This window comes from Roseivirga sp. YIW32, assembly GCF_057219245.1.
In genome coordinates this window covers 821,579-841,289 of sequence record NZ_JBXVVG010000001.1, presented here as the reverse complement: position 1 = coordinate 841,289, position 19,711 = coordinate 821,579, and the positions used below count along the sequence as shown (strand labels likewise).

Sequence of the window (19,711 nt, the reverse complement as noted above, 5' to 3'; positions counted from 1 at the left end):
ATCAGAACTTGATATTATAGGTGATGGAAGGTAAAACTGGAAACAGATAGATCATTCTCGCTTCTCTCAAGGTACCATCTCCTTCTACTTGTCCATCATCATCCAATGGGATGCTGGTAAACAAGGTGAAAGGATTTTTACGACTATAGACATTGTACAACCCGAAGACCCAAGAGGTTTCTATGTTCTTGTTTTTGCGTGCTTTTTGAGGCACTAAAGTGGCGCTGAGATCGATTCGATGAAAGGCGGGTAAACGATACCCATTTCGTTCCGTAATGATATCAGGCAGATAGCTTTCGCCAAATTCATAGGTTCCGGAAGTCAAGGTGATGGGACGTCCAGTTCCGTAGGTAAAGTTTCCTCCAAAACTCCACTTTGGACTGTGTTCATAGGTCGCGACGATGTTCAAGTTGTTTCTTCGATCATAATTAGCATAGAATACACGCCCTTGATTGACTCCCTCAACTTGACGCTCAGCAACAGACCATGTGTAGCTCACAAAGCCAGTTAAGGCTCCCTTCTTCTTTTGAAGCATGAACTCTACCCCATAGGCGGTCGCATTACCCTGACGATACTCAGTAGGCAAGTCTTGATTGAAGAAGATGCTTGCATTGTCAGCAAAATCCGTCACATTTTGGATGTCCTTGTAATAGGCTTCAATAGAGAGCTCGTAGCGATTCCCTGGGAAGTTCTTGAAATAGCCAAGAGCAAATTGATCGGCCAGCTGTGGCTTGAGGTAGGTCGAACTTGGTGCCCAGGTATTGAAAGGTACTGGTACCGTTCCACTCGAGATCAAATGCGTATTTTGCACCATACGCTGGTAACTCAGTTTAATACTGGTTTGTGGATTGAGCAGGTAACGCGCACCAAAGCGTGGTTCGAAATTCAAATAATCCACAATGGTCTCAAAACTCCCATAAGCGATCGAATCCACTCGTCTCGGATTGATATTGTCCTGAACATCGTCGTAGAGATACAAGGTATAATCTCCAACACTTTGAAAATAGGACAAGCGTCCGCCATAATCTAAAGTCAAACGATCCGATATCTTATGCTTAACCGATACATAAAGGGCATGGTCAAGGGCTTGTTCGTTTTGAAGCTCTGTTGCACCCAGAATAGATGTAGCACCTGGAACGATCTTGCCTGGAGCGAAACGCCTATAGGTCAGATGATATCCAAAATCTAAGCTCAATGACGGAGACAAGTAATAGTTGATGTCTTCCTTAAAGGACAGCTCACTCAAATTCGAATCCCAATCAAAGGAATTGGTGGCGGAGGTAGACCCCAAGCCATAATCAAAACTATTGGCGATCAAGGTGGTGTTAGAGAATACCTTGTCATTGAATAAATGATTCCAGCGGAAAGTTGCGGTTCGGTTGCCCCAATCAAAGCCAAAGGTATCGCCAAAATCAAAATCATCACGTCCGGCATAAAGCGCTAGGAAGAAGCGGTCCTTGTTACTTGCTCTCCAATTCACCTTGGCATTCACATCGTAAAAGAACACCAGGTTGTCTTGATTTGCCGCCCTCAAAAAAGCATCAACATAGGATCTCCTACCCGATACAATAAAAGAGCTTTTGTCCTTTTTTATGGGCCCTTCTAGCATGATGCTTGAGGCCAGTAAACCAATTCCTCCCTCCCCGGCAAAGCGTTGGTTATTCCCGTCCTTCGTTCTGACGTCCAGCACCGAGGAAAGCCTTCCGCCGTATCGGGCCGGAATACCTCCCTTATACAACTCTGAGGACTTGATCACATCTGCATTGAAGACAGAAAAGAGACCAAATAAATGCGAGGGGTCATAAACCGGTGCTTCATCGATCAAAATCAGGTTTTGATCCGCACTCCCCCCTCTAACAAAGAATGCAGAGGTTCCTTCACCCGCCGAAATAACACCGGGCAATAATTGAATCGTTTTGATGATGTCGGGTTCACCAAAGAGTGCAGGCAATTTCTTTACCTGGGCAATGTTGATGTCGTTTCGGCTCATTTGGAGCTCCGTGACATTTTCATCTTCTCGCTCAGAGACAACCACCACTTCTTCCAAGGTTTGGGAAAACTCCATCAATTCTATGTTCAGGGAATAGGCTTCGTTGAGATTGATTTTCCGCTCGACCGACTCGTACCCAATAAAGCTGAAAACAAAGTTGTATTCCCCTGGGGCTAAGGTAAGCGAGTAGAAACCATAACCATTGGTAACGACTCCATTTTGCATTTCTTTGACGAATACCGTTGCACCTAATAATTCCTCTCCCGTTGCCGCATCTCGTACATAACCACTCAATGTCACCCGATTCTGGGCATTCATCATAAAGAGAAAGAAAAAGAGAAAAAGGGCGATGCCCGACCTTAGCATGGGGATGTTGTTTAGAGAATAATTTTGACCAACTAGCTTATGGAACGCTTCGTTTACCTTAAGTCGACAAAAGAAGCAACATGTTTCATCAGGCCTGCTCTTTTTTCTCCTTATTAAGCATTTTCTTGAGCTTATTGTTTTTATCCAACACCTCTAATTCGTGCAAGCTATACTCATACCCGATGTTGAAGATCTCTTTGGATTTCTTAAAGTCAAAAGTGCCATAACTGCGAAGCTCCGCAGGCTTGATGTAAAAGTCACACAATTTACTGCTCGCGGCCACATTCGCACTCAGCGCGAGTACACTGACACGTTCGATCATTTTTCGAGGTCCCGAAAGCTCGGGCTCTTTCACCACCGGCGCCACATTGACCCCGATGATGATGTCCGCACCATTTTCTTTCAATACTTCCGTCGGCATGTTGTTCAACACCCCTCCATCCACATAAAAGTTGTCACCGATCTTTACCGGATCAAAAATAAAAGGGATACAACTTGAAGCCATGACGGCCTTACTCAAAGAACCACTCTTGAGCATCTCTGCCTTTCCTTCATTCAAATTGGTCGTAGAAATGAAAAGTGGCAAATTTGCCTTCTCGAACGAGTCGTCCTTCAAGTATTTCTTATAAACAGACTCGGTCTTTTGGATATTCAACAAGCCGGTAAAGCTAAATGCCGGCCACACCAACTTCAATAAACTGGTTGACTCGAAAATATCCAAGATTTCGTCAGGACTATAGCCGTGTGAGTAAAATGCGGCAGCCATAGAACCGGCACTGGCACCACTGAGCATATCAATTTTGACTCCTGCTTCTTCTAAGGCCTTCAATACACCCAGATGGGCAAAGCCTCTGGCTCCTCCCCCTGATAATGCTAATCCAATTTTCATTTATAAGTCGCTTAGTTTAAAAGTCTCTTTCAGTCGTACCCCTTTTTCGGTCATCTGAACAGTGCAGCACTCATTGACTGCATCATGCTCTAAGAACAACACATAGTCCTTAGCCGCCGCTTCTTTCAAAAATGCTTCTTTCTCTTGAAGTGTCAATAAAGGACGTGTATCATATCCCATTACATAAGGCAAAGGAATATGGCCTATTGAAGGCAACAGATCAGCCATAAAAACGAGTGTCCGCCCCTTATATTGAATTTTAGGTAGCATTTGTTGATCTGTATGGCCATCAGCCGTGATCACTTCAAAAGGCAGGTCATTGTCTCTGGTTACATCAACAAAATTGAGATGCCCACTTTCTTCCATCGGAAGGATGTTTTCCTTGAGAAAGGAAGCCTTTTCTCTGGGGTTGGGTTGGGTTGCCCAAAGCCAATGGGCCTTATTCGACCAATAGCGGGCATTTGGAAAGTGTAATGCCAGTCGATCCTTTTGCTCGTCCACATAGTCGACACCGCCCCCGCAATGATCAAAATGCAAGTGTGTCAAAAACATGTCAGTGACGTCATCGGGGCTAAACCCTGCTTTCTTCAAGGAGGAGTCTAAAGAGGCTTCACCATGGAGGTAATAGTGGCTGAAGAACCTGGCATCTTGCTTATTTCCTATGCCATTATCGATCAGGATCAAACGATCGCCCTCTTCAATCAACAAACAACGCATGGCCCAGGTACAGAGGTTTTTCTCATCTGCCGGATTGGTTCTTTCCCAAAGCACTTTAGGTACAACGCCAAACATTGCCCCTCCATCTAATTTGAAAAAGCCCGTTTCTATAGGATGTAACTTCATATGGCCGAAGATAGAATACCCTTGACATGATTACAATGATCGATCAACTCATTGTAGTCTTGATTTCGTTTGGACATCATGTTGAAAAAGCTTCCGAGCAAGTTGATGGCTTCGTTCGTCTTGAGCGGATCAGCACTCAAAATTCGGTCTTCTCTGGGATGAAAAGCGACATTATTAAGGATATAGGAGTCTAGCGCAAGGGCGATGGTGATACCAATCACCACAGTGATGATTTCGAAGAGATAAGCGCTGATATTTTTCTTTTGTTGATTCATAGGCAAAAAAAAGTCACTCGCTTGAGTGACTTTAATTTAGGTGTCTTGCATTTCTTATTCAATGAATTCTCCCATTCCCGAGAATTTTTCAATTCTGGCATCAATGCGCTCTTGAGGTTTCATTTTCGATAACGCCTTGATCTCGTCTAAAATGGTCTCTTTTAATTTCTGGGCCATCCAATCCGGGTCCTTGTGCGCACCTCCCAATGGTTCTTCAATGATCCCATCGACCAGTCCAAAACCCTTCATGTCTTCTGCAGTCAATTTTAAGGCCTCGGCTGCTTGTTCTTTGTATTCCCAGCTTCTCCAAAGAATTGATGAGCAGGACTCCGGAGAGATCACCGAATACCAGGTATTTTCGAGCATCAATACTCTATCCCCTATGGCAATACCTAAGGCACCACCAGAAGCTCCTTCACCTATGATGATACAAATGACCGGCACTTTCAGCATGAACATGTCCTGAATGTTCCTGGCAATGGCTTCGCCCTGCCCTCGCTCCTCGGCTTCCAGGCCCGGAAAGGCTCCGGGGGTGTCGATCAAGGTGACAATGGGTTTATTGAACTTTTCGGCCATTTTGAATAGGCGCAACGCTTTTCGATAGCCTTCAGGGTTGGCCATACCAAAATTTCGCATTTGACGCTGCTTGGTATTTCTTCCCTTTTGCTGTCCAACAAACATAACCGTTTGGCCATCCAATGTACCAAAACCACCGACCATGGCTTTATCATCCCTAACATTCCGGTCTCCGTGAATTTCCACAAAGTCATCGGTCATCTTGTAGATAAAGTCTAAGGTATAGGGTCTATCGGGGTGGCGCGAAAGCTGTACTTTCTGCCAACGCGTGAGGTTTTTATACGTCTCTTTTTTCAGCAGATCGATTTTCTTTTCGAGCGATTTAACGTCGTCAGCAACATCGACTTTGCTATTTTCAGCTAGCCTTTTCATTTCCGCTAGCTTCTCTTCTAGGTCCACGATGGGTTGTTCAAATTCCAAAAGCATTCCCTTTGATTATGTTTGAAGCTACAAACTTAAGGACAAAACTACTATCCATCTCACTTTTTAAATAAAAACAAGTGTTTGCTCATGCCATGCTTTTAATTGAACAGATAGGTTGTAATTTTAGACATACATGAACTTGAACACGTTAGAAGACTATGTAAGGTCGATCAAAAACACCTTACTCATTTTTTTGGCCATTGTGGGCGTACTTATCATCAAAACACTGGCTGGACTGCTCATTCCTCTTGCCTTCGCGCTGTTCATTGGTTTATTACTAGAACCCCTCATTCAATTTCTTTCCAAAAAAGGTTGGCCTTACTCGATCAGCATCACAGTCATCACCATATTGACCCTCGGCTTTTTATTTCTTATCGGCCTTATAGTATTTGATACTGCGGGTCAGATCGTGGCTCAAAAAACGAAGCTCCTCGGACAGATCAACGAAAAATTCCAGGATATCCTCTCCGGACTGGATTTTATTCCCGGAATTACTGCCTTTGAAACCGATGGATTAATTGAAACGCTCAATAAACTGATCTCCATCGAATTTTTGATCAGTACTTCCGGCATTGTAGCGGGTCAACTGGGTACCTTTACGTTTAACTTTATTCTATCCGCCATTTATCTGGTCGCCATTCTTGGGAGTATCGTGCGCTATGAAAAATACATCGGCTACCTCGAAGGAGATGATGTGATCGGAAAAGAAAAACTTCTCAAGTCCTTTATTGAGGTCAAAACATCGATCGTTGATTACATGAAGGTTAAATTCCTGACCAGCCTATTCACCGGATTATTTTTCGGAGGGATCAGCTGGCTATTTGGGATTGATTTCGCCCTCTTCTGGGGCTTCCTCGCTTTTCTTCTGAATTTCATCCCGACAGTGGGGTCAATTGTTGCCACCATCCCCCCTACTTTGCTCGGCCTGATCCAAATCGATAGTGGAGGCACCTTCCTATTCTTTTTGCTCCTCCTCATTGCCACACAGTTTACCTGGGGCAATGTCATAGAACCTTTGTTAATGGGTTCTACTGTCGCGCTGAACACAGTGACTGTTATTTTAGGCCTTGTGGTCTGGGGTTACATTTGGGGTGTTGCAGGCATGTTGCTTTCCGTGCCCCTTATTGTATTGGCGAGAGAAATTCTAGCGCAAAATCCAGATGCTGACGTATTGGTAAAATTAATGGGCAGGAGTAAAATTAAAAAGCGAGCCGCTTAATCTTGGAAACACCTCTATTTCAATACGAGCATCAAGCCATGGCCACTTATTTCAAGCTGGTCATCGCCTTTGAAGAAGAAAACTATGCCTTGAGTGTTGCAGAGCAGGTCTTTCGGCTGATTGATGAGACAGAACAACGCTTAAGTCGATTCATCCCTGACAGCGAAATCTCACGCATCAATCGATTAAAAGCAGGTGATCAGCTCCTACTGGATGTGGAAACCTGGGAGGTGATGAAGCAGGCCTTTTACGCCCAACAATTGAGCAAAGGAGCCTTTGACATCGGTGTTGCTCGACACATGGACATCTTTCGAGCGACTAAACAGGGTATCCTGACAGAATACGAAATGCAAAATGCGCTTCAAAGGGTCCAAGAAGACAAGAGTAAGTGTGTCTTTTATTTGGACCCCGATCAACCCTTGATCATCTGTGGTGAGCCCGGTATGCAATTCGACCTTGGGGGAATTGGTAAAGGCTTTGTACTCGATTTGGTTAAATCAAAATTAGCCGAATTAGAGGTTGCCAATTTCAGCCTAAGCGCAGGAGATTCCACCTTGCTCTTGGGCAACGAAGTAGAGAAAAAAGCCCATTGGCCCTATCCTATCGCCTCCAAATTTGAGCAACGGATCGTTAAACTTTCGAATTGCAGCATTAGCGCCAGCGGGACATATTATCAGGGAAAGCACATCTTTGATCCAAGAACCGGTGACAACGACCTGGAAGCTCCTTACCAATTGGTTTGGGTATGCGCGAAAACGGCGGTTCTTTCCGATGCTTTCTCCACAGCGGCCTTTATGTTGACCCCGGAGGAAATGCAAGCCTGCATCGACGAAAGCGATGATATTCTTTGGATGGCATACGCTACTCAGGGAAAGCTTCATTTTGTTGGAAAAGAGGATTTAAATTAAGATTTTTAAGGGCAACTCGCATTTTCGCAATCATTGAAATTTAAAGACTATGGACAATTCAAATAGAAGAGATTTCATGAAGAAATCTACCCTCCTTGGAACAGGACTTGTACTCATCAATCCGTTCAACATCACGGCAAACCCTTTAAAGGCTGCAGATAAGATCAATATCGCTGTGGTTGGTTGCGGAGGACGCGGTGGAGGAATGATTTTCAGTAACATTCCCAAAATTCCAAGTGCCAACTTGGTGGCTGTCTGTGATGTGATCGAAAGCAGAAGAGAACGCGCCAAAGAGCGATTCAACGCTCAGTATGATGGCAAAGTAAAAGCTTACGAGGACTTCTATGAAATGCTGGAAAAAGAAAAACTGGATGCCATCGCTATGGCTACACCGGATTTCTGGCACGCACCACACGCGATTGCCGCTTTAGAAGCTGGTATTCCCGTGTATTGCGAAAAGGCCATGTCGAATAACATCGAAGATGCGAAAAACATGGCCAAAGCCATGAAAAGAACAGGGGTCATGTTGCAAATTGGTCGTCAACGCCGTTCGAATGATCGCTACCGATTTACCAAAGAGGTGCTACTAGAACAAGAACAAATGTTCGGTCGCCTCACGCATGCCATCGGACAATGGAATCGATCGAAAATCTGGACACAACAACCGAACAAAAACGACCGGTTGGACATGGCCAAATTGAAGAAATACGGTTTTGACTCCATGGATCAGGTGTACAACTGGCGAAACTACAAAAAGCTCGGCGGCGGCGTTGTTTCTGATTTGGGCTCACATCAGATCGATATCTTCAACTGGTTCTTGGGTGCGTTCCCTCACACCGTCTATGCATCAGGCAATAACGACTACTTTGGATTGGAGCAAGCGGACACCATGGCCACTATTTTAGAGTACGATACCCCGAAAGGCCCTGCCATCGGCATCTACGAAAACATCTCTAATTCACGTGCTAAAGGTGTCTTCGAAAGCTTTATCGGTGATGAAGGCACCTTCAATATTGCGGAAGGAGACGGTAACCAAATCTATCGAGAATCTAGTATCTCGGCTGACAAGTGGAAAAAGTACATCGATAAGGGCTATATCGCCAACCTGGCGGACATGGAAGAATACAAGGAGAAAGAACAAGGAGATTCTGGCATCAAAGCTACTGCGCCTCAGATATCTTATGACATCAAGGACATGAGTGGGATGAGCAAAGTATACAACATGCAATCGCATACCGCCCACCTCTACAACTTTGTTGAATCTGTTCGAGGTGAAGAAAGCTTAAATTATGATGCCATTGAGTCGTATCGTTCGGAGGTCTGTATTTACAAGATTCACGAAGCGATCAACAATGGCGGAGCCAAAATCAAGATCGATCCAAGCGAATACGAAATCTAAATCACTACACGAGTTAGACTTTAGCCTCACCTATGGGTGGGGCTTTGTTGTTTAATCACTACAAGAGATTTAAAAGGATAACTCCTGAACAAGGCCAAAAAAGAAATGACTGCTAATGAAGCTCAATGAGATTGATAAGGTAGAGTTAGAATTCCTTAAACTGGAAGATTACCGCTTCTTAAAAGAAGCGATGATCAAGGCATACCCTACCATGCCGGATGACTACTGGGAGGAATCACATATTGAAACCCTAGTCACCAAATTCCCGGAAGGACAAGTGGTGATCAAAGTGAATGATCAATTGGCTGGCTGTGCCTTGGCCATACGCACCAATCATCAGATCGTCAATAAGAACCATACCTACGAGGAGGTCACCGGCCATTATACCTTCAATTCACACAAACCAAAAGGTGATTTGTTGTATGGCATTGAGATCTTCATTAAACCGGAGTTCCGAGGGTTGCGCCTGGGAAGACGGCTCTACGACTATCGTAAAGAGCTTTGTGAAAAACTGAATTTGAGGGGGATTGCCTTTGGTGGACGAATTCCGAACTACCACGAGTATGCGAATGAGCTCACCCCCAAACAGTACATTGAAAAAGTCAAACGAAAGGAAATTCATGACCCTGTCTTGAGCTTCCAGATATCGAATGACTTCTACCCCAGCAAGATCTTGAGAGGCTATTTGGAAGGTGACACCTTATCGAATGAATTCGCTGTTCTGCTGAAATGGGAAAACATCTACTATGAAGATCCATCAGAAGATGAAAAAGCCTCGAGCTCGAAAACCGTAGTCCGTCTGGGCCTGATCCAATGGCAAATGAGGCCTTACAACGACATCAAGACCTTGATGCAACAAGCCGAATATTTTGTAGATGCGGTATCAGATTACCGTTCTGACTTCGCACTCTTTCCCGAGTTTTTTAACGCGCCATTGATGGCCAAAAACAATCACCTCTCTGAACCGGAGGCCATTCGGCAGCTCGCCACCTACACTGAGGAGATCGTCTCTAAATTTTCTGGACTCGCTATCTCCTATAATATTAACATCATTACGGGAAGCATGCCAGAAGTGATCGACAATCAGCTTTACAATGTAGGCTACCTCTGTCGCAGAGACGGAAGCATAGAGCGTTTCGAAAAACTGCATGTCACCCCTGACGAAACCAAAGTTTGGGGCATGCAAGGAGGTGATTCCTTGAGGGTCTATGACACGGACTGTGGTAAGATCGGTGTGTTGATTTGCTATGATGTGGAGTTTCCGGAACTAAGTAGATTATTAGCAGATGAGGGCATGGAGATCTTGTTTGTTCCTTTTCTGACGGATACGCAGAATGGTTATTCGAGGGTACGCAACTGCGCGCAAGCAAGGGCCATTGAAAATGAGTGCTATGTTGCCATTGCCGGAAGTGTTGGCAACCTTCCGAATGTGCACAATATGGATATCCAATTTGCACAATCCATGGTCTTCACCCCCTGCGACTTCGCTTTCCCAACCAATGGGGTAAAGGCAGAAGCGACACCTAATTCAGAAATGATATTGATTGCAGACGTGGACCTCAACCTGTTGACAGAGTTGCACGAAAAAGGCAGCGTACGCAACCTTAAAGACCGAAGAACAGATCTGTTTGAACTGAAGAAAAAATGAGCAGGCTTAGCGTATAGCCAAAGAGAAGTTTATCAAACGTCCCAATCCTTCTTATGACTTGATACTTTTTTGTTAGGGATCAAAAAAGCTGAAGCAATGGCAGCAATAAACAGGGCGAATACAACAATGATGAACATAGCTAACTATTTGGTGCGAAGATGCCAAAAAATCGGCTTTTGAAAAAGCCCTTGGCAAAGTATTTGAAGACTATCTTAGCCGATGAGCCGATCCTTATGTTATTTGAGCCTGACGCCGATTGAATCTATAGCCAATTAAATCCAAAAGAAGAACAAGTTGCCGCGTTTCCTTTTCATCTGTTGCTTACTGTTCGCTGCTTCAACAGCCTTTTCCCAAAACGTCTATCATCTAAAAGGTCAGGTGACGGAAAGCGAAAATGGAAAGCCAGTTCCTTTTGTGAACATTCTACTGAACGGCTACTATTACGGCACCTCTACCAATCTTGAAGGACGTTTTGAACTGAAGATCAGACCAGATCAGGTACAAAAGAACAATCACTTAAAGATCAGCTGTATTGGATATGAAAATCAGCTCATTGCCCTGCAGACCATCAATTTCGAGCACTACCAACAAATCCAGTTGAAACGCTCTAGCAATGCCTTGGGTGAATTTGTGGTGAAGGGCACCAAGCTCCGGAAAAAAGAAGAAAATCAGGCAAAAAAACTGGTGCAGTCAGCTATTGATCGAATACCTAAAAACAAAGCCAAAGGCCATTATACAGCCGATTCGTTCTATCGGCATTACTGCAAGGAAGACAGTAGCTACGTACGGTTGGTCGAAGCCGCGCTGAGTTTCTATCAGGAGAAATCAAACAAGTCGTTTAGTCAAATACCGGAAGAACGCTTGAACTTTCATTTGGCTCAACTGCGGAGAAGTTTTGACTTTACGGCCTTCGCCAAACTTGAGCACCCTCCCATCTCGTTGAATTTCTTACTATCTAATGACCTTATGAATTATGAATTTCGAAATCCGTTAAGGAGCGCCTTCAATCGGCTAAAGTTCACCATAAAAGACACGACGCAATTCAATAATGAAGCCGTTGTCTTGGTGGATTTTATTTCGGAAAACACAGAACATTCGACCAGAAGTTATAGCGGCATGCTCTACATCACCTTGAAAGACAAGGCTTTCGTGAGAGCAGATATTCAAGAGGCGCAAACAGAAGTGACGAGCTACGATAGTACGTATTCCGTGGTGGAAAAAAAGATCTTTTACCAAAGGATCGACCGACACTATTATCCCAATCGAGTGATTTCAGATGTGGCCGCAACGCATGTCGACCTTCGATATACTACGCAACCGTCGACGCGTCATGAGTCACACATCGAGCTGATGGTCAACAACATTCAGCTGAAGGGTGATCCCGATGGGTTTAGCCGTGAAGAACCCGAGGAGGAACAATTGAATAACATCACATTCGACAGTACTTTTTGGAATGACTACACCGTACTGCAAGCAACTCCTTTGGAGGATCAGATCATTGAAGACCTCTCTCAGCGTATGGAATTAGACGAACAATTTTTGCGCTATAATCAAATGAAAAAGGGAATAAGGGGGATAATCGAAGAACCCGACTTTCTAGAACGGATTACAGCCTCACCGGCTACTTTCCATTTTGTTGTCTTTTGGGCAGGATGGGCTCCGCCTAACTATTACGAGTTGATCGGATCAACTACCACCCGACGACTCATCAAAAAGGGAATCGTCCAAGTGCATCTGGTCTCTCTTGATCAAGCAACAGAACAATGGCAAACGAATCAGGTGATCCATGGATTGATTAGACCTGAATTTCATCAGAGCCAGTACCTCATTGGTCTTGAAGAGGACTTGGTTAGAAAGTTCTTCAAGGAATTTATTCCTACTACCCTTTTGCTTGATGGCGAAGGAAATTTAATAGATGCCAAGCCTAAGCTTCTCTCCGACCCTGCATTTGCTTCCTATATCAACTCTCTCAAATGACCCATTAGTCCCGCGGAAGAACAGACAACTGTAGCTGTTCAGCAGCGGCATTAAAGGCGACGACCAAGTCAACATGTTGCTGCCAGGGAATTAAAAAGCTCTGTTCTGGTCCATCGTGTTGAGAAAACTGCTTTTTGAGTAAATCTATGGTCTTGATACGATTGCCCTGTGCATATCTCAATTCTCCTTGTATCATGTTTTCTGCTTGTGCATAGCTGCCCTGATCGTCCAAATCCAGAAACAGTCCATAGCTCTGTTCTATATCGAGCAGTTTGTTGAACCTGATGACCCCGACATGTTGAAAATAGACCCCTTCTGCAATGGCTTTGGCCAAAGACTGATCCATGAACCGCATTTGCAATTGATCTGTAGCTGACATTTGATCTATCCTCTCGGTCAGATCGGGGCCCGTTTGGTCAAAAGCTCTTCGTCCGTAGGTATTCAAATCAATCTGAGCGGCTCGATCTCTGGCAATGATCTGTTGCTCCAACGTTCCTCTATTTCGAAATTCACGTCCATAGACTTCAAAGGAAACCATCAGCTGCCCTGAAGGACTCCAAGACAATGCATCCAATGCATACAGCTTATTGACCTTGCTTGTTTTCACTTCCTTGAGCTGGTCAAAGTTACCACTCTCCAAGCGATTCAGTCGTTTATAACTGATGGCTGCATTGATCGATTTCAATCGCTGGAACTTATTGTCTGGATCGGTCGCAATACGACTGAAGTAAAAACCCTCCACTGTCGATCTATTCGTTTTAGAATAGGTTCCCACGACATAAGCTGCGTGCTGTTCGTCGTAAATGACTCGAACGTTCATGGCTTGGTTTGACTCAAATGAAGCAGACCTGTGATTTTGAATCAAACGGCCATCCAGCCCGAGCGATCGCCAGATCATCACAGACTCTCCATCTACATTCCCCAACAGCACATAATTCAATGCCTTCGATTTCCGATCATAGTCCAAACCGGCAATGGCCTTTAGCTCACCTGGAATGCCTACCGGTAAGGTTTCGTAACGACCTTGCTCTTTCAGATTAAAAATGACCGGATTCTCGTTAATAAAACCAGTAACCCAAAAGTTATCAAAGTAGCTGGTGATGGAAGATGGAACAAAGGCAGCCGAAAACTCATAACGTGATCGTGTATAATCCCCGAAGGCTGTATTCGCTCGAATAAGCTCAAGATACCGACCGTTTTGAGAGGTAAAAAGCAAACTGATTTCTTCCTCGCCTATTTCTTGAAGCGCAAGACGCAAGCCCTTGGTAAAGGGAAATGAATTGGTCCATACTTCCTTCAAATCGGTATCGAGTCTCGTTATGGTGAGTTGAAAAGCAGTAGACTCAACTTCTCTCAATTCCGTAGAGAAAAGCACTACCCCCATGGAGTCGATTGGAAACACTCGGTAGTTGCCTGATGCAGTATAGCTTTGTCCTTGCGACGGTGATAAAATCAACATAAAGAAAAGCCAGCATAGCGTAGTGCATGCTAACGAGCAGTAGCTCCAGTACATCGACTTCTTTTTTGTGCTTGATCGTTTCGTATGCATCGCCTAACCTTCTTACCGAATAAAACAAAAGCCCAGCCAAACTGACCGGGCTTTTCCATAAATCCGCAGATTTTTATTTCATTGGCACCACAACTTGTCCGTTTCCATCGACAGTCTTCTTTTCATCATACAGGTAAACATCAATCGACTCAGCAGAATCATTGTGAATCGTTGTTTGCCCTTTTGTCGCCTTGATCGTTAAGTTGCTTCCTCTAAATTTAATGTGGAACGAATAGCCATCCCAGTGCTTCGGTAGGCTAGGCGAGAAATACAGCTGCCCATTACGAACGCGCATACCGGCAAATCCTTTGGCAAACGCCATCCACGTACCGGCCATCGATGTCGTATGACAACCCTCTTCTGTATCGTTGTTGTAGTCATCCAAATCCAAACGTGCCGTACGCAGATACATTTCATACGCCTTCTCCTCTCTTCCCAACTTTGAAGCCAAGATCGAATGCACACAAGGCGAAAGCGACGATTCATGCACCGTCATAGGTTCATAGAAATCAAAATTTCGCTCAATCGTTTCCAGATCAAATTCATCTTCGAACAAGTAAATTCCCTGTAAGGTATCGGCTTGTTTGATGAAACAAGACCTTAGAATACGATCCCATGACCAATTTTGGTTGATCGGACGTTGTCCCTCCGGAATGTCATTTACTGGCATGATGTCTTTATCCAAGAAACCATCCTGCTGAAGGAATACTCCTCGTTTTTCATCATAACCCAAATACATAGTATCCAAAATGTGCTTCCATTTAGCCGTCTCCTCCGCTTCTTTGAAATTGAGCTTTTTGAGGAGTCCTGTGAGTCTAGCATCATTCTCGTATTGCTGTAAACCCTCTAAGGTGTATTTAAGGGTCCACAAGGCCATTTTGCTGGTGTACCAGTTGTTATTGACGTTGTTCTCGTATTCATTGGGTCCGGTAACACCATGCATCACGTACTGGCCTTTCTCCTCAGACCAATGCACGCGTTGCGCCCAAAACCTCGAAATCGCGATCAACACCTCCAAACCATATTCGATCAGGTATTCGTCATCTCCGTGGTAATTCACATAATCATAAATGGCATAGGCGATCGCACCATTTCGGTGAATCTCCTCAAAGGTAATCTCCCATTCATTGTGACATTCTTCGCCATTCATGGTGACCATCGGATACAAGGCAGCCCCGTTGGTAAAACCCAATTTTTCAGCATTCTCTATGGCCTTTTGTAGGTGCTTGTAGCGATACAGAACCAAATTCTTCGAAACCTCAGGGTCTGAAGTGGCCAAGTAAAAGGCAAGGCAATACGCCTCTGTATCCCAATAGGTACTACCTCCGTATTTTTCGCCCGTAAATCCTTTAGGACCAATATTTAGTCGCTCATCTTCTCCTGTGTAGGTCTGTTGCAACTGAAAGATATTGAATCGAATACCTTGCTGAGCAGAAACGTCACCATCAATGACAATATCTGATTTCTCCCATTTTGAGGCCCATGCGGCTTTGTGCTCGTCTACTAGTGCATCAAATCCAGTCTTCCCTGCGTCAGCCACTTCTTGCTGGCAAACCTTCACCAATTCATCCTTTGCGAAATACATGGATGAAATATTCGCTGCGTACTTGAAAACCGTGAATGACTTACCTTCTTGAACGTTGCCTTTTTCGGATACCTCGACATATTTCTCCCTCTCCAGTGCTGTCTTACCCGCTGATTCCCATGCTCCTTCAATTGAAAACTCCATTCCTGTAGCCACCCAGAAATCGGTCTTTTTTGTACTGGCCAAGACGTAGGAAAATTCGAGGTCTGCATTCTTGTCTTGTTCTAACCAGAATTTCTCATCATAATTAGAATCGGCATTCATTACATCGAAGTCAACCGAAGGAGTGATCATGGCCTCACCGCTAAAATTCAATGGCGTTACCTGATAAGCGATCGCACCGATTTTTGTCCTGGCCATGCTACAGATTCGGGTGGACTCCACTCTTACCTCTTTGCCTGAAGGCAATTTGGCCGTGAAGGTTCTTTTCAACCAGCCCTCTTTCATGTTGAGCTCTCGACGAAAGTCGCGAACTTCACAGCGGGCAAGATCGAGTTCTTCACCTTCAAAGGAGACCCCTATTCCTATCCAATTCGCAGCATTCAATACTTTAGCGAAATATTCAGGATAGCCATTCTTCCACCAGCCCACGCGGGTTTTGTCGGGATAATAAACCCCAGCGACATAATTCCCAAGTAGGGTTTCTTCGCTGTAGGCCTCTTCAAAATTCGCTCGCTGGCCAAACATGCCATTGCCAATACTAAAAATACTTTCAGATATCTGATTATACTCAGGGACGAAGCCTTCTTCTATGATCGACCAAGGATCGTGCTTGATGTAATTTTTCATCGTTTAAGATTTTCTAAGGTTTTTAAATCAACATTTTTCATATCCGGAACCACCAGATCGGCTTCACCCAATACTTCCGGCTTACCTACTCCTATGCAATACATCCCTCCTGCTTTGGCTGCTTTGACACCTGAGATGGCGTCTTCAAAAACCACACATTGATCAGGCGACATGCCCATGCCTTCGGCTCCTTTTAAGAAGACTTGAGGATCAGGTTTTGATCGGGCTACGGAATTACCATCTACTATGCAGTCAAATCGCCCGGACAAACCAACCGCTTGAAGAATCGTTGGGGTGTTCTTACTAGCTGAACCGATCGCCTTAGGCAGACCATGCTTTTCCAGCAAATTGAGAAAATAAACAACCCCCGGCAAAATATCATCCGGCGTCATTTGGCTGATGATGTTTACATAGATCTTGTTTTTCTTATCCGTGAGGGCCAGTATCTCCTCTTTGGTTTTGGTCATTGACCCCAGTGCTAAGATCTTCTCCATCGACTTGATGCGGCTCACGCCTTTCAATTGCTCGTTCTCCTTTTTTCCAAAAGGAATCCCCAGCTCATCCGCGATGGATTTCCAGGCAACATAATGCGCCGGCACCGTGTCCACGATCACGCCATCCAAATCAAAAATAACCGCCTTGATCTTCATTAAAAATTGGGATAATTCGACTTCATCATGGCTTCAGTCTCTCGCAGGCTTTTGAACACCTCAAAGGTAGAACCTTGCGTGCGTTGAGCCCCTAGCGCATTTGCATACATAGATGCTAAGACAAAATTATCTCCGCCATCTATCAGTCCATATGCCAGGCCACCTGCAAAAGAGTCTCCACAGCCTGTGGTATCCACAACATTTTCCATGTGGATAGACTTCACAAATTCCTCTCGAAGCGATCCATTTTCTTTGGTAAATACCTTGCAGCCTGTTGAATCGGTCGTGATGATCAAAGCTTTTGGTCCTCTGTCTAGAATGTAGTCCGCCATTGGAGCAAGGTGTGCCTGACCAATATCGTCTAACATATCTGTCAGCTCTTCTTCTTTGTATTCGTTTTTATACCAGGTACACCACGACTCCTCGAGGTTCATTTTCAGCACATCGATGTAGGGAAGCCATAGATCGCGCTCTACCCAGAATTTTTTATGCCGTTCCCCACTGATGGCCATGGAATGCGTCGGGCCATGTCCGTCAAAAATAATTGTGCCTTTGCTGTGCTCCTTAAGGTATTTTAACGTGTCCAGCACGATCTCATGATCAGTGATCGGCACAAAAACGAAGGCATCACAATCTAAATAAGGCGCCACATCCTTGGGCATGATCGGGTTCATGAAGGCCGTTTGGCGCTCCTCTCGGAAGTTCTGATCGAGAAATTTCAATTTGATCACATCTCCGGTATCTGACTCATCAGAAACACTGGACATGTCTATGGCCGGATAAGGCGCAAAGATCTCTTTAACTGCCGGCATATCCTTCTTACGGATATTGGAAATGGGATAAACCGTCCCTTTTCCTTCCAGCAAGCGGGCAAGTCCAACTGTGGGATGTGTTATACATCCGTATTTCTCTATTACCTCACCCCGATGAGTAGTGATATGATCGCGGGGAATCGGGCCGACGACGGCCACTTTGGCTTGTTTATTCATCATTAGCTAAAGTAAATCCAGAGTGCGACAATAATGACCAACAAGATAGCAGTCAACAATGTATCAAGTTTTTTGCCAGAAGAATCGGTTTTCACGTTGCGGTCATAGGTCAACCCTTCTGTTTTCTCCAATGGTGGTGCCGCTGTCAATAAGGACACCATGATCAAAATGGCACTACAGATCACAAACAAAAAGATGGCGATATGCAAGAAATTGATCGTTGCAAAGCTATGCAAAAATGATCCTTCCGTCAGGGTATCCTTGTTCAATTCAAGGACAAATCGTGTAGCACCCAGGACAAATCCTGACAACAAAGACGCCATGGCTCCTTGTGCATTCAAACGCTTAAAGAAAATACCCAATAAGAATACCGCAGCAATTGGTGGCGCGATGTAGCCCTGGACACTTTGTAAATAAACAAAGAGCTGATCAGACACATTCTCCATAAAAGGAATCCATGCCAGGCCAATGCCCACCATGATCACTGTAGCGATCTGTCCAATGACCACCAGGCGTTTCTCTGGAGTTTCAGGTTTCCATCTTTTATATACATCAATGGTGAAAAGCGTTGAACACGAATTGAATACTGATGACAAAGAACTCATTAATGCAGCCAACAAGCCGGCAATCACAAGACCTCGGACACCTGCCGGCACCATGTTCTTCACCATCACGATCAATGATTGATCATTATTTTCAAGCGCCAAAACACCTTTTTGAGACAAGGCGTAAGCGATTATTCCAGGAAGCACAAACAAGAAAACCGGTAACATCTTCAGAAAACCACCAAAGATCGTTCCCTTTCGGGCCTGTTCAATGTTTCGAGCGGACAAGACGCGCTGTACGATGTACTGATCAGTACACCAATACCAAAGTCCCAGAATAGGTGCCCCAAACAAAATCCCTGTCCATGGAAAATCGAGGTGATCTATGGGTTGCCACATGTCGAAATAACTTTCTCCAACGGTAGCTTTTAGTTCTCCCCAGCCCCCTAGTTCGGCCAATCCAAATCCTGTTACGGCTAATGAACCCCCGATCAACACAAACATTTGGATCATATCGGTGTAGAGCACGGCTTTTAGGCCTCCAAAAATGGTATAGACACCAGTGGCGACAACGACAATAATTGCACCTGTCCAAAAATTAACCCCAATGGCCTCAAAAACGATCCCTCCGGCAGCAATGGTCACAGAGATCTTGGTCAGGACATAGGCAATAATTGATACCCATGAAAGGTAGGTTCTTGCTGCTGGTGAGTATCTTTTTTCTAGAAACTCGGGCATGGTAAAAACACCTGATCTCACGTAAAAAGGAACAAAGACCCAGCCCAATAGCAAGAGCATAAACCCGGCTAGTATCTCAAATTGACCAACGGCCACACCAGAAGCTGCACCACTTCCGGAAAGCCCCACAAGGTGTTCGGAGCCTATATTCGAAGCAAACAAGGAAGCCCCAATAACAAACCAGCCTACGTTCTTGCCGCCAAGAAAGTAATCTGAGGATGAGGCATTTACTTTTTCTTTGAAGGTGGCCCATGCGGCGATTCCAAAAACGATGACGAAGTAGCCGATCAAAAATGCATAATCGAGGCCTACAAGATCTACCATAGGTTAAAAGTTAAGGTTGAATGTGAATC

Annotated in this window: 15 protein-coding genes; 5 read left to right on the top strand and 10 right to left on the bottom strand. The window is 44.7% G+C overall.

Going from position 1 to position 19,711, the window contains the following annotated elements; genetic code table 11:
- Window position 1 precedes the first annotated feature (1 nt).
- The 5 genes from AC2D6U_RS04100 to AC2D6U_RS04080 form a co-directional block, all read right to left on the bottom strand.
- Entirely contained in the window at window positions 2–2,356 is a 2,355-nt protein-coding gene (locus AC2D6U_RS04100) for a TonB-dependent receptor (protein ID WP_484719672.1), read from the bottom strand.
- Between the two features lie 88 nt (window positions 2,357–2,444).
- Window positions 2,445–3,245, bottom strand: a complete 801-nt coding sequence (locus AC2D6U_RS04095) for a patatin-like phospholipase family protein (protein WP_484719671.1) — start codon at window positions 3,243–3,245, stop codon at window positions 2,445–2,447.
- A complete protein-coding gene (locus AC2D6U_RS04090) occupies window positions 3,246–4,088 on the bottom strand; it encodes an MBL fold metallo-hydrolase (RefSeq protein ID WP_484719670.1) in 843 nt (280 codons plus the stop codon). It abuts the gene before it with no gap.
- Window positions 4,085–4,363 (bottom strand): hypothetical protein, encoded by a 279-nt coding sequence (locus AC2D6U_RS04085; protein WP_484719669.1) that lies wholly within the window; start codon window positions 4,361–4,363, stop codon window positions 4,085–4,087. Before AC2D6U_RS04085 ends, AC2D6U_RS04090 begins: the two co-directional genes overlap by 4 nt.
- Window positions 4,364–4,417: 54 nt before the next feature.
- Window positions 4,418–5,365, bottom strand: coding sequence for an acetyl-CoA carboxylase carboxyltransferase subunit alpha (locus AC2D6U_RS04080; protein WP_484719668.1), 948 nt, complete (start codon window positions 5,363–5,365; stop codon window positions 4,418–4,420).
- A 130-nt stretch (window positions 5,366–5,495) separates the two neighbouring features.
- Between AC2D6U_RS04080 and AC2D6U_RS04075 the strand changes: the two genes are divergently transcribed.
- The 5 genes from AC2D6U_RS04075 to AC2D6U_RS04055 all read left to right on the top strand — a co-directional run bounded on the left by AC2D6U_RS04075 (window position 5,496) and on the right by AC2D6U_RS04055 (window position 12,513).
- Window positions 5,496–6,581, top strand: coding sequence for an AI-2E family transporter (locus AC2D6U_RS04075; RefSeq protein WP_484719667.1), 1,086 nt, complete (start codon window positions 5,496–5,498; stop codon window positions 6,579–6,581).
- A gap of 2 nt (window positions 6,582–6,583) precedes the next feature.
- Window positions 6,584–7,489, top strand: coding sequence for an FAD:protein FMN transferase (locus tag AC2D6U_RS04070; protein ID WP_484719666.1), 906 nt, complete (start codon window positions 6,584–6,586; stop codon window positions 7,487–7,489).
- A gap of 76 nt (window positions 7,490–7,565) precedes the next feature.
- Window positions 7,566–8,888 (top strand): Gfo/Idh/MocA family oxidoreductase, encoded by a 1,323-nt coding sequence (locus AC2D6U_RS04065; protein WP_484719665.1) that lies wholly within the window; start codon window positions 7,566–7,568, stop codon window positions 8,886–8,888.
- Between the two features lie 115 nt (window positions 8,889–9,003).
- Window positions 9,004–10,536, top strand: coding sequence for a bifunctional GNAT family N-acetyltransferase/carbon-nitrogen hydrolase family protein (locus AC2D6U_RS04060; protein WP_484719664.1), 1,533 nt, complete (start codon window positions 9,004–9,006; stop codon window positions 10,534–10,536).
- 378 nt (window positions 10,537–10,914) lie between these two features.
- Window positions 10,915–12,513 carry a carboxypeptidase-like regulatory domain-containing protein gene (locus tag AC2D6U_RS04055; protein ID WP_484719663.1) on the top strand — a complete coding sequence of 533 codons (1,599 nt, stop codon included), beginning with the start codon at window positions 10,915–10,917 and terminating at the stop codon, window positions 12,511–12,513.
- 4 nt (window positions 12,514–12,517) lie between these two features.
- Here AC2D6U_RS04055 and AC2D6U_RS04050 read toward each other — a convergent pair whose 3' ends face one another.
- The 5 genes from AC2D6U_RS04050 to AC2D6U_RS04030 form a co-directional block, all read right to left on the bottom strand.
- Entirely contained in the window at window positions 12,518–13,972 is a 1,455-nt protein-coding gene (locus AC2D6U_RS04050) for a hypothetical protein (protein WP_484719662.1), read from the bottom strand.
- Window positions 13,973–14,135: 163 nt separating this feature from the next.
- Window positions 14,136–16,436: a glycoside hydrolase family 65 protein gene (locus tag AC2D6U_RS04045; RefSeq protein ID WP_484719661.1), complete on the bottom strand. Its 2,301-nt coding sequence runs from the start codon at window positions 16,434–16,436 to the stop codon at window positions 14,136–14,138.
- On the bottom strand, window positions 16,433–17,086 hold the full coding sequence (gene pgmB, locus AC2D6U_RS04040) for a beta-phosphoglucomutase (protein ID WP_484719660.1): 654 nt from the start codon (window positions 17,084–17,086) through the stop codon (window positions 16,433–16,435). The genes AC2D6U_RS04045 and pgmB overlap by 4 nt, the downstream gene beginning before the upstream one ends.
- On the bottom strand, window positions 17,086–18,078 hold the full coding sequence (locus tag AC2D6U_RS04035) for a carbohydrate kinase family protein (RefSeq protein ID WP_484719659.1): 993 nt from the start codon (window positions 18,076–18,078) through the stop codon (window positions 17,086–17,088). Before AC2D6U_RS04035 ends, pgmB begins: the two co-directional genes overlap by 1 nt.
- Window positions 18,078–19,682, bottom strand: a complete 1,605-nt coding sequence (locus AC2D6U_RS04030; RefSeq protein WP_484719658.1) for a sodium:solute symporter — start codon at window positions 19,680–19,682, stop codon at window positions 18,078–18,080. The genes AC2D6U_RS04035 and AC2D6U_RS04030 overlap by 1 nt, the downstream gene beginning before the upstream one ends.
- Between the last annotated feature and the right edge of the window lie 29 nt (window positions 19,683–19,711).

Bases quoted from the DNA above. Each gene is read 5' to 3' on its own strand.
- AC2D6U_RS04100 (WP_484719672.1), bottom strand. From the start codon at position 2,356: ATGCTAAGGTCGGGCATCGCCCTTTTTCTCTTTTTCTTTCTCTTTATG.
- AC2D6U_RS04095 (WP_484719671.1), bottom strand. From the start codon at position 3,245: ATGAAAATTGGATTAGCATTATCAGGGGGAGGAGCCAGAGGCTTTGCC.
- AC2D6U_RS04090 (WP_484719670.1), bottom strand. From the start codon at position 4,088: ATGAAGTTACATCCTATAGAAACGGGCTTTTTCAAATTAGATGGAGGG.
- AC2D6U_RS04085 (WP_484719669.1), bottom strand. From the start codon at position 4,363: ATGAATCAACAAAAGAAAAATATCAGCGCTTATCTCTTCGAAATCATC.
- AC2D6U_RS04080 (WP_484719668.1), bottom strand. From the start codon at position 5,365: ATGCTTTTGGAATTTGAACAACCCATCGTGGACCTAGAAGAGAAGCTA.
- AC2D6U_RS04075 (WP_484719667.1), top strand. From the start codon at position 5,496: ATGAACTTGAACACGTTAGAAGACTATGTAAGGTCGATCAAAAACACC.
- AC2D6U_RS04065 (WP_484719665.1), top strand. From the start codon at position 7,566: ATGAAGAAATCTACCCTCCTTGGAACAGGACTTGTACTCATCAATCCG.
- AC2D6U_RS04060 (WP_484719664.1), top strand. From the start codon at position 9,004: ATGAAGCTCAATGAGATTGATAAGGTAGAGTTAGAATTCCTTAAACTG.
- AC2D6U_RS04050 (WP_484719662.1), bottom strand. From the start codon at position 13,972: ATGTTGATTTTATCACCGTCGCAAGGACAAAGCTATACTGCATCAGGC.
- AC2D6U_RS04045 (WP_484719661.1), bottom strand. From the start codon at position 16,436: ATGAAAAATTACATCAAGCACGATCCTTGGTCGATCATAGAAGAAGGC.
- pgmB (WP_484719660.1), bottom strand. From the start codon at position 17,086: ATGAAGATCAAGGCGGTTATTTTTGATTTGGATGGCGTGATCGTGGAC.
- AC2D6U_RS04035 (WP_484719659.1), bottom strand. From the start codon at position 18,078: ATGATGAATAAACAAGCCAAAGTGGCCGTCGTCGGCCCGATTCCCCGC.
- AC2D6U_RS04030 (WP_484719658.1), bottom strand. From the start codon at position 19,682: ATGGTAGATCTTGTAGGCCTCGATTATGCATTTTTGATCGGCTACTTC.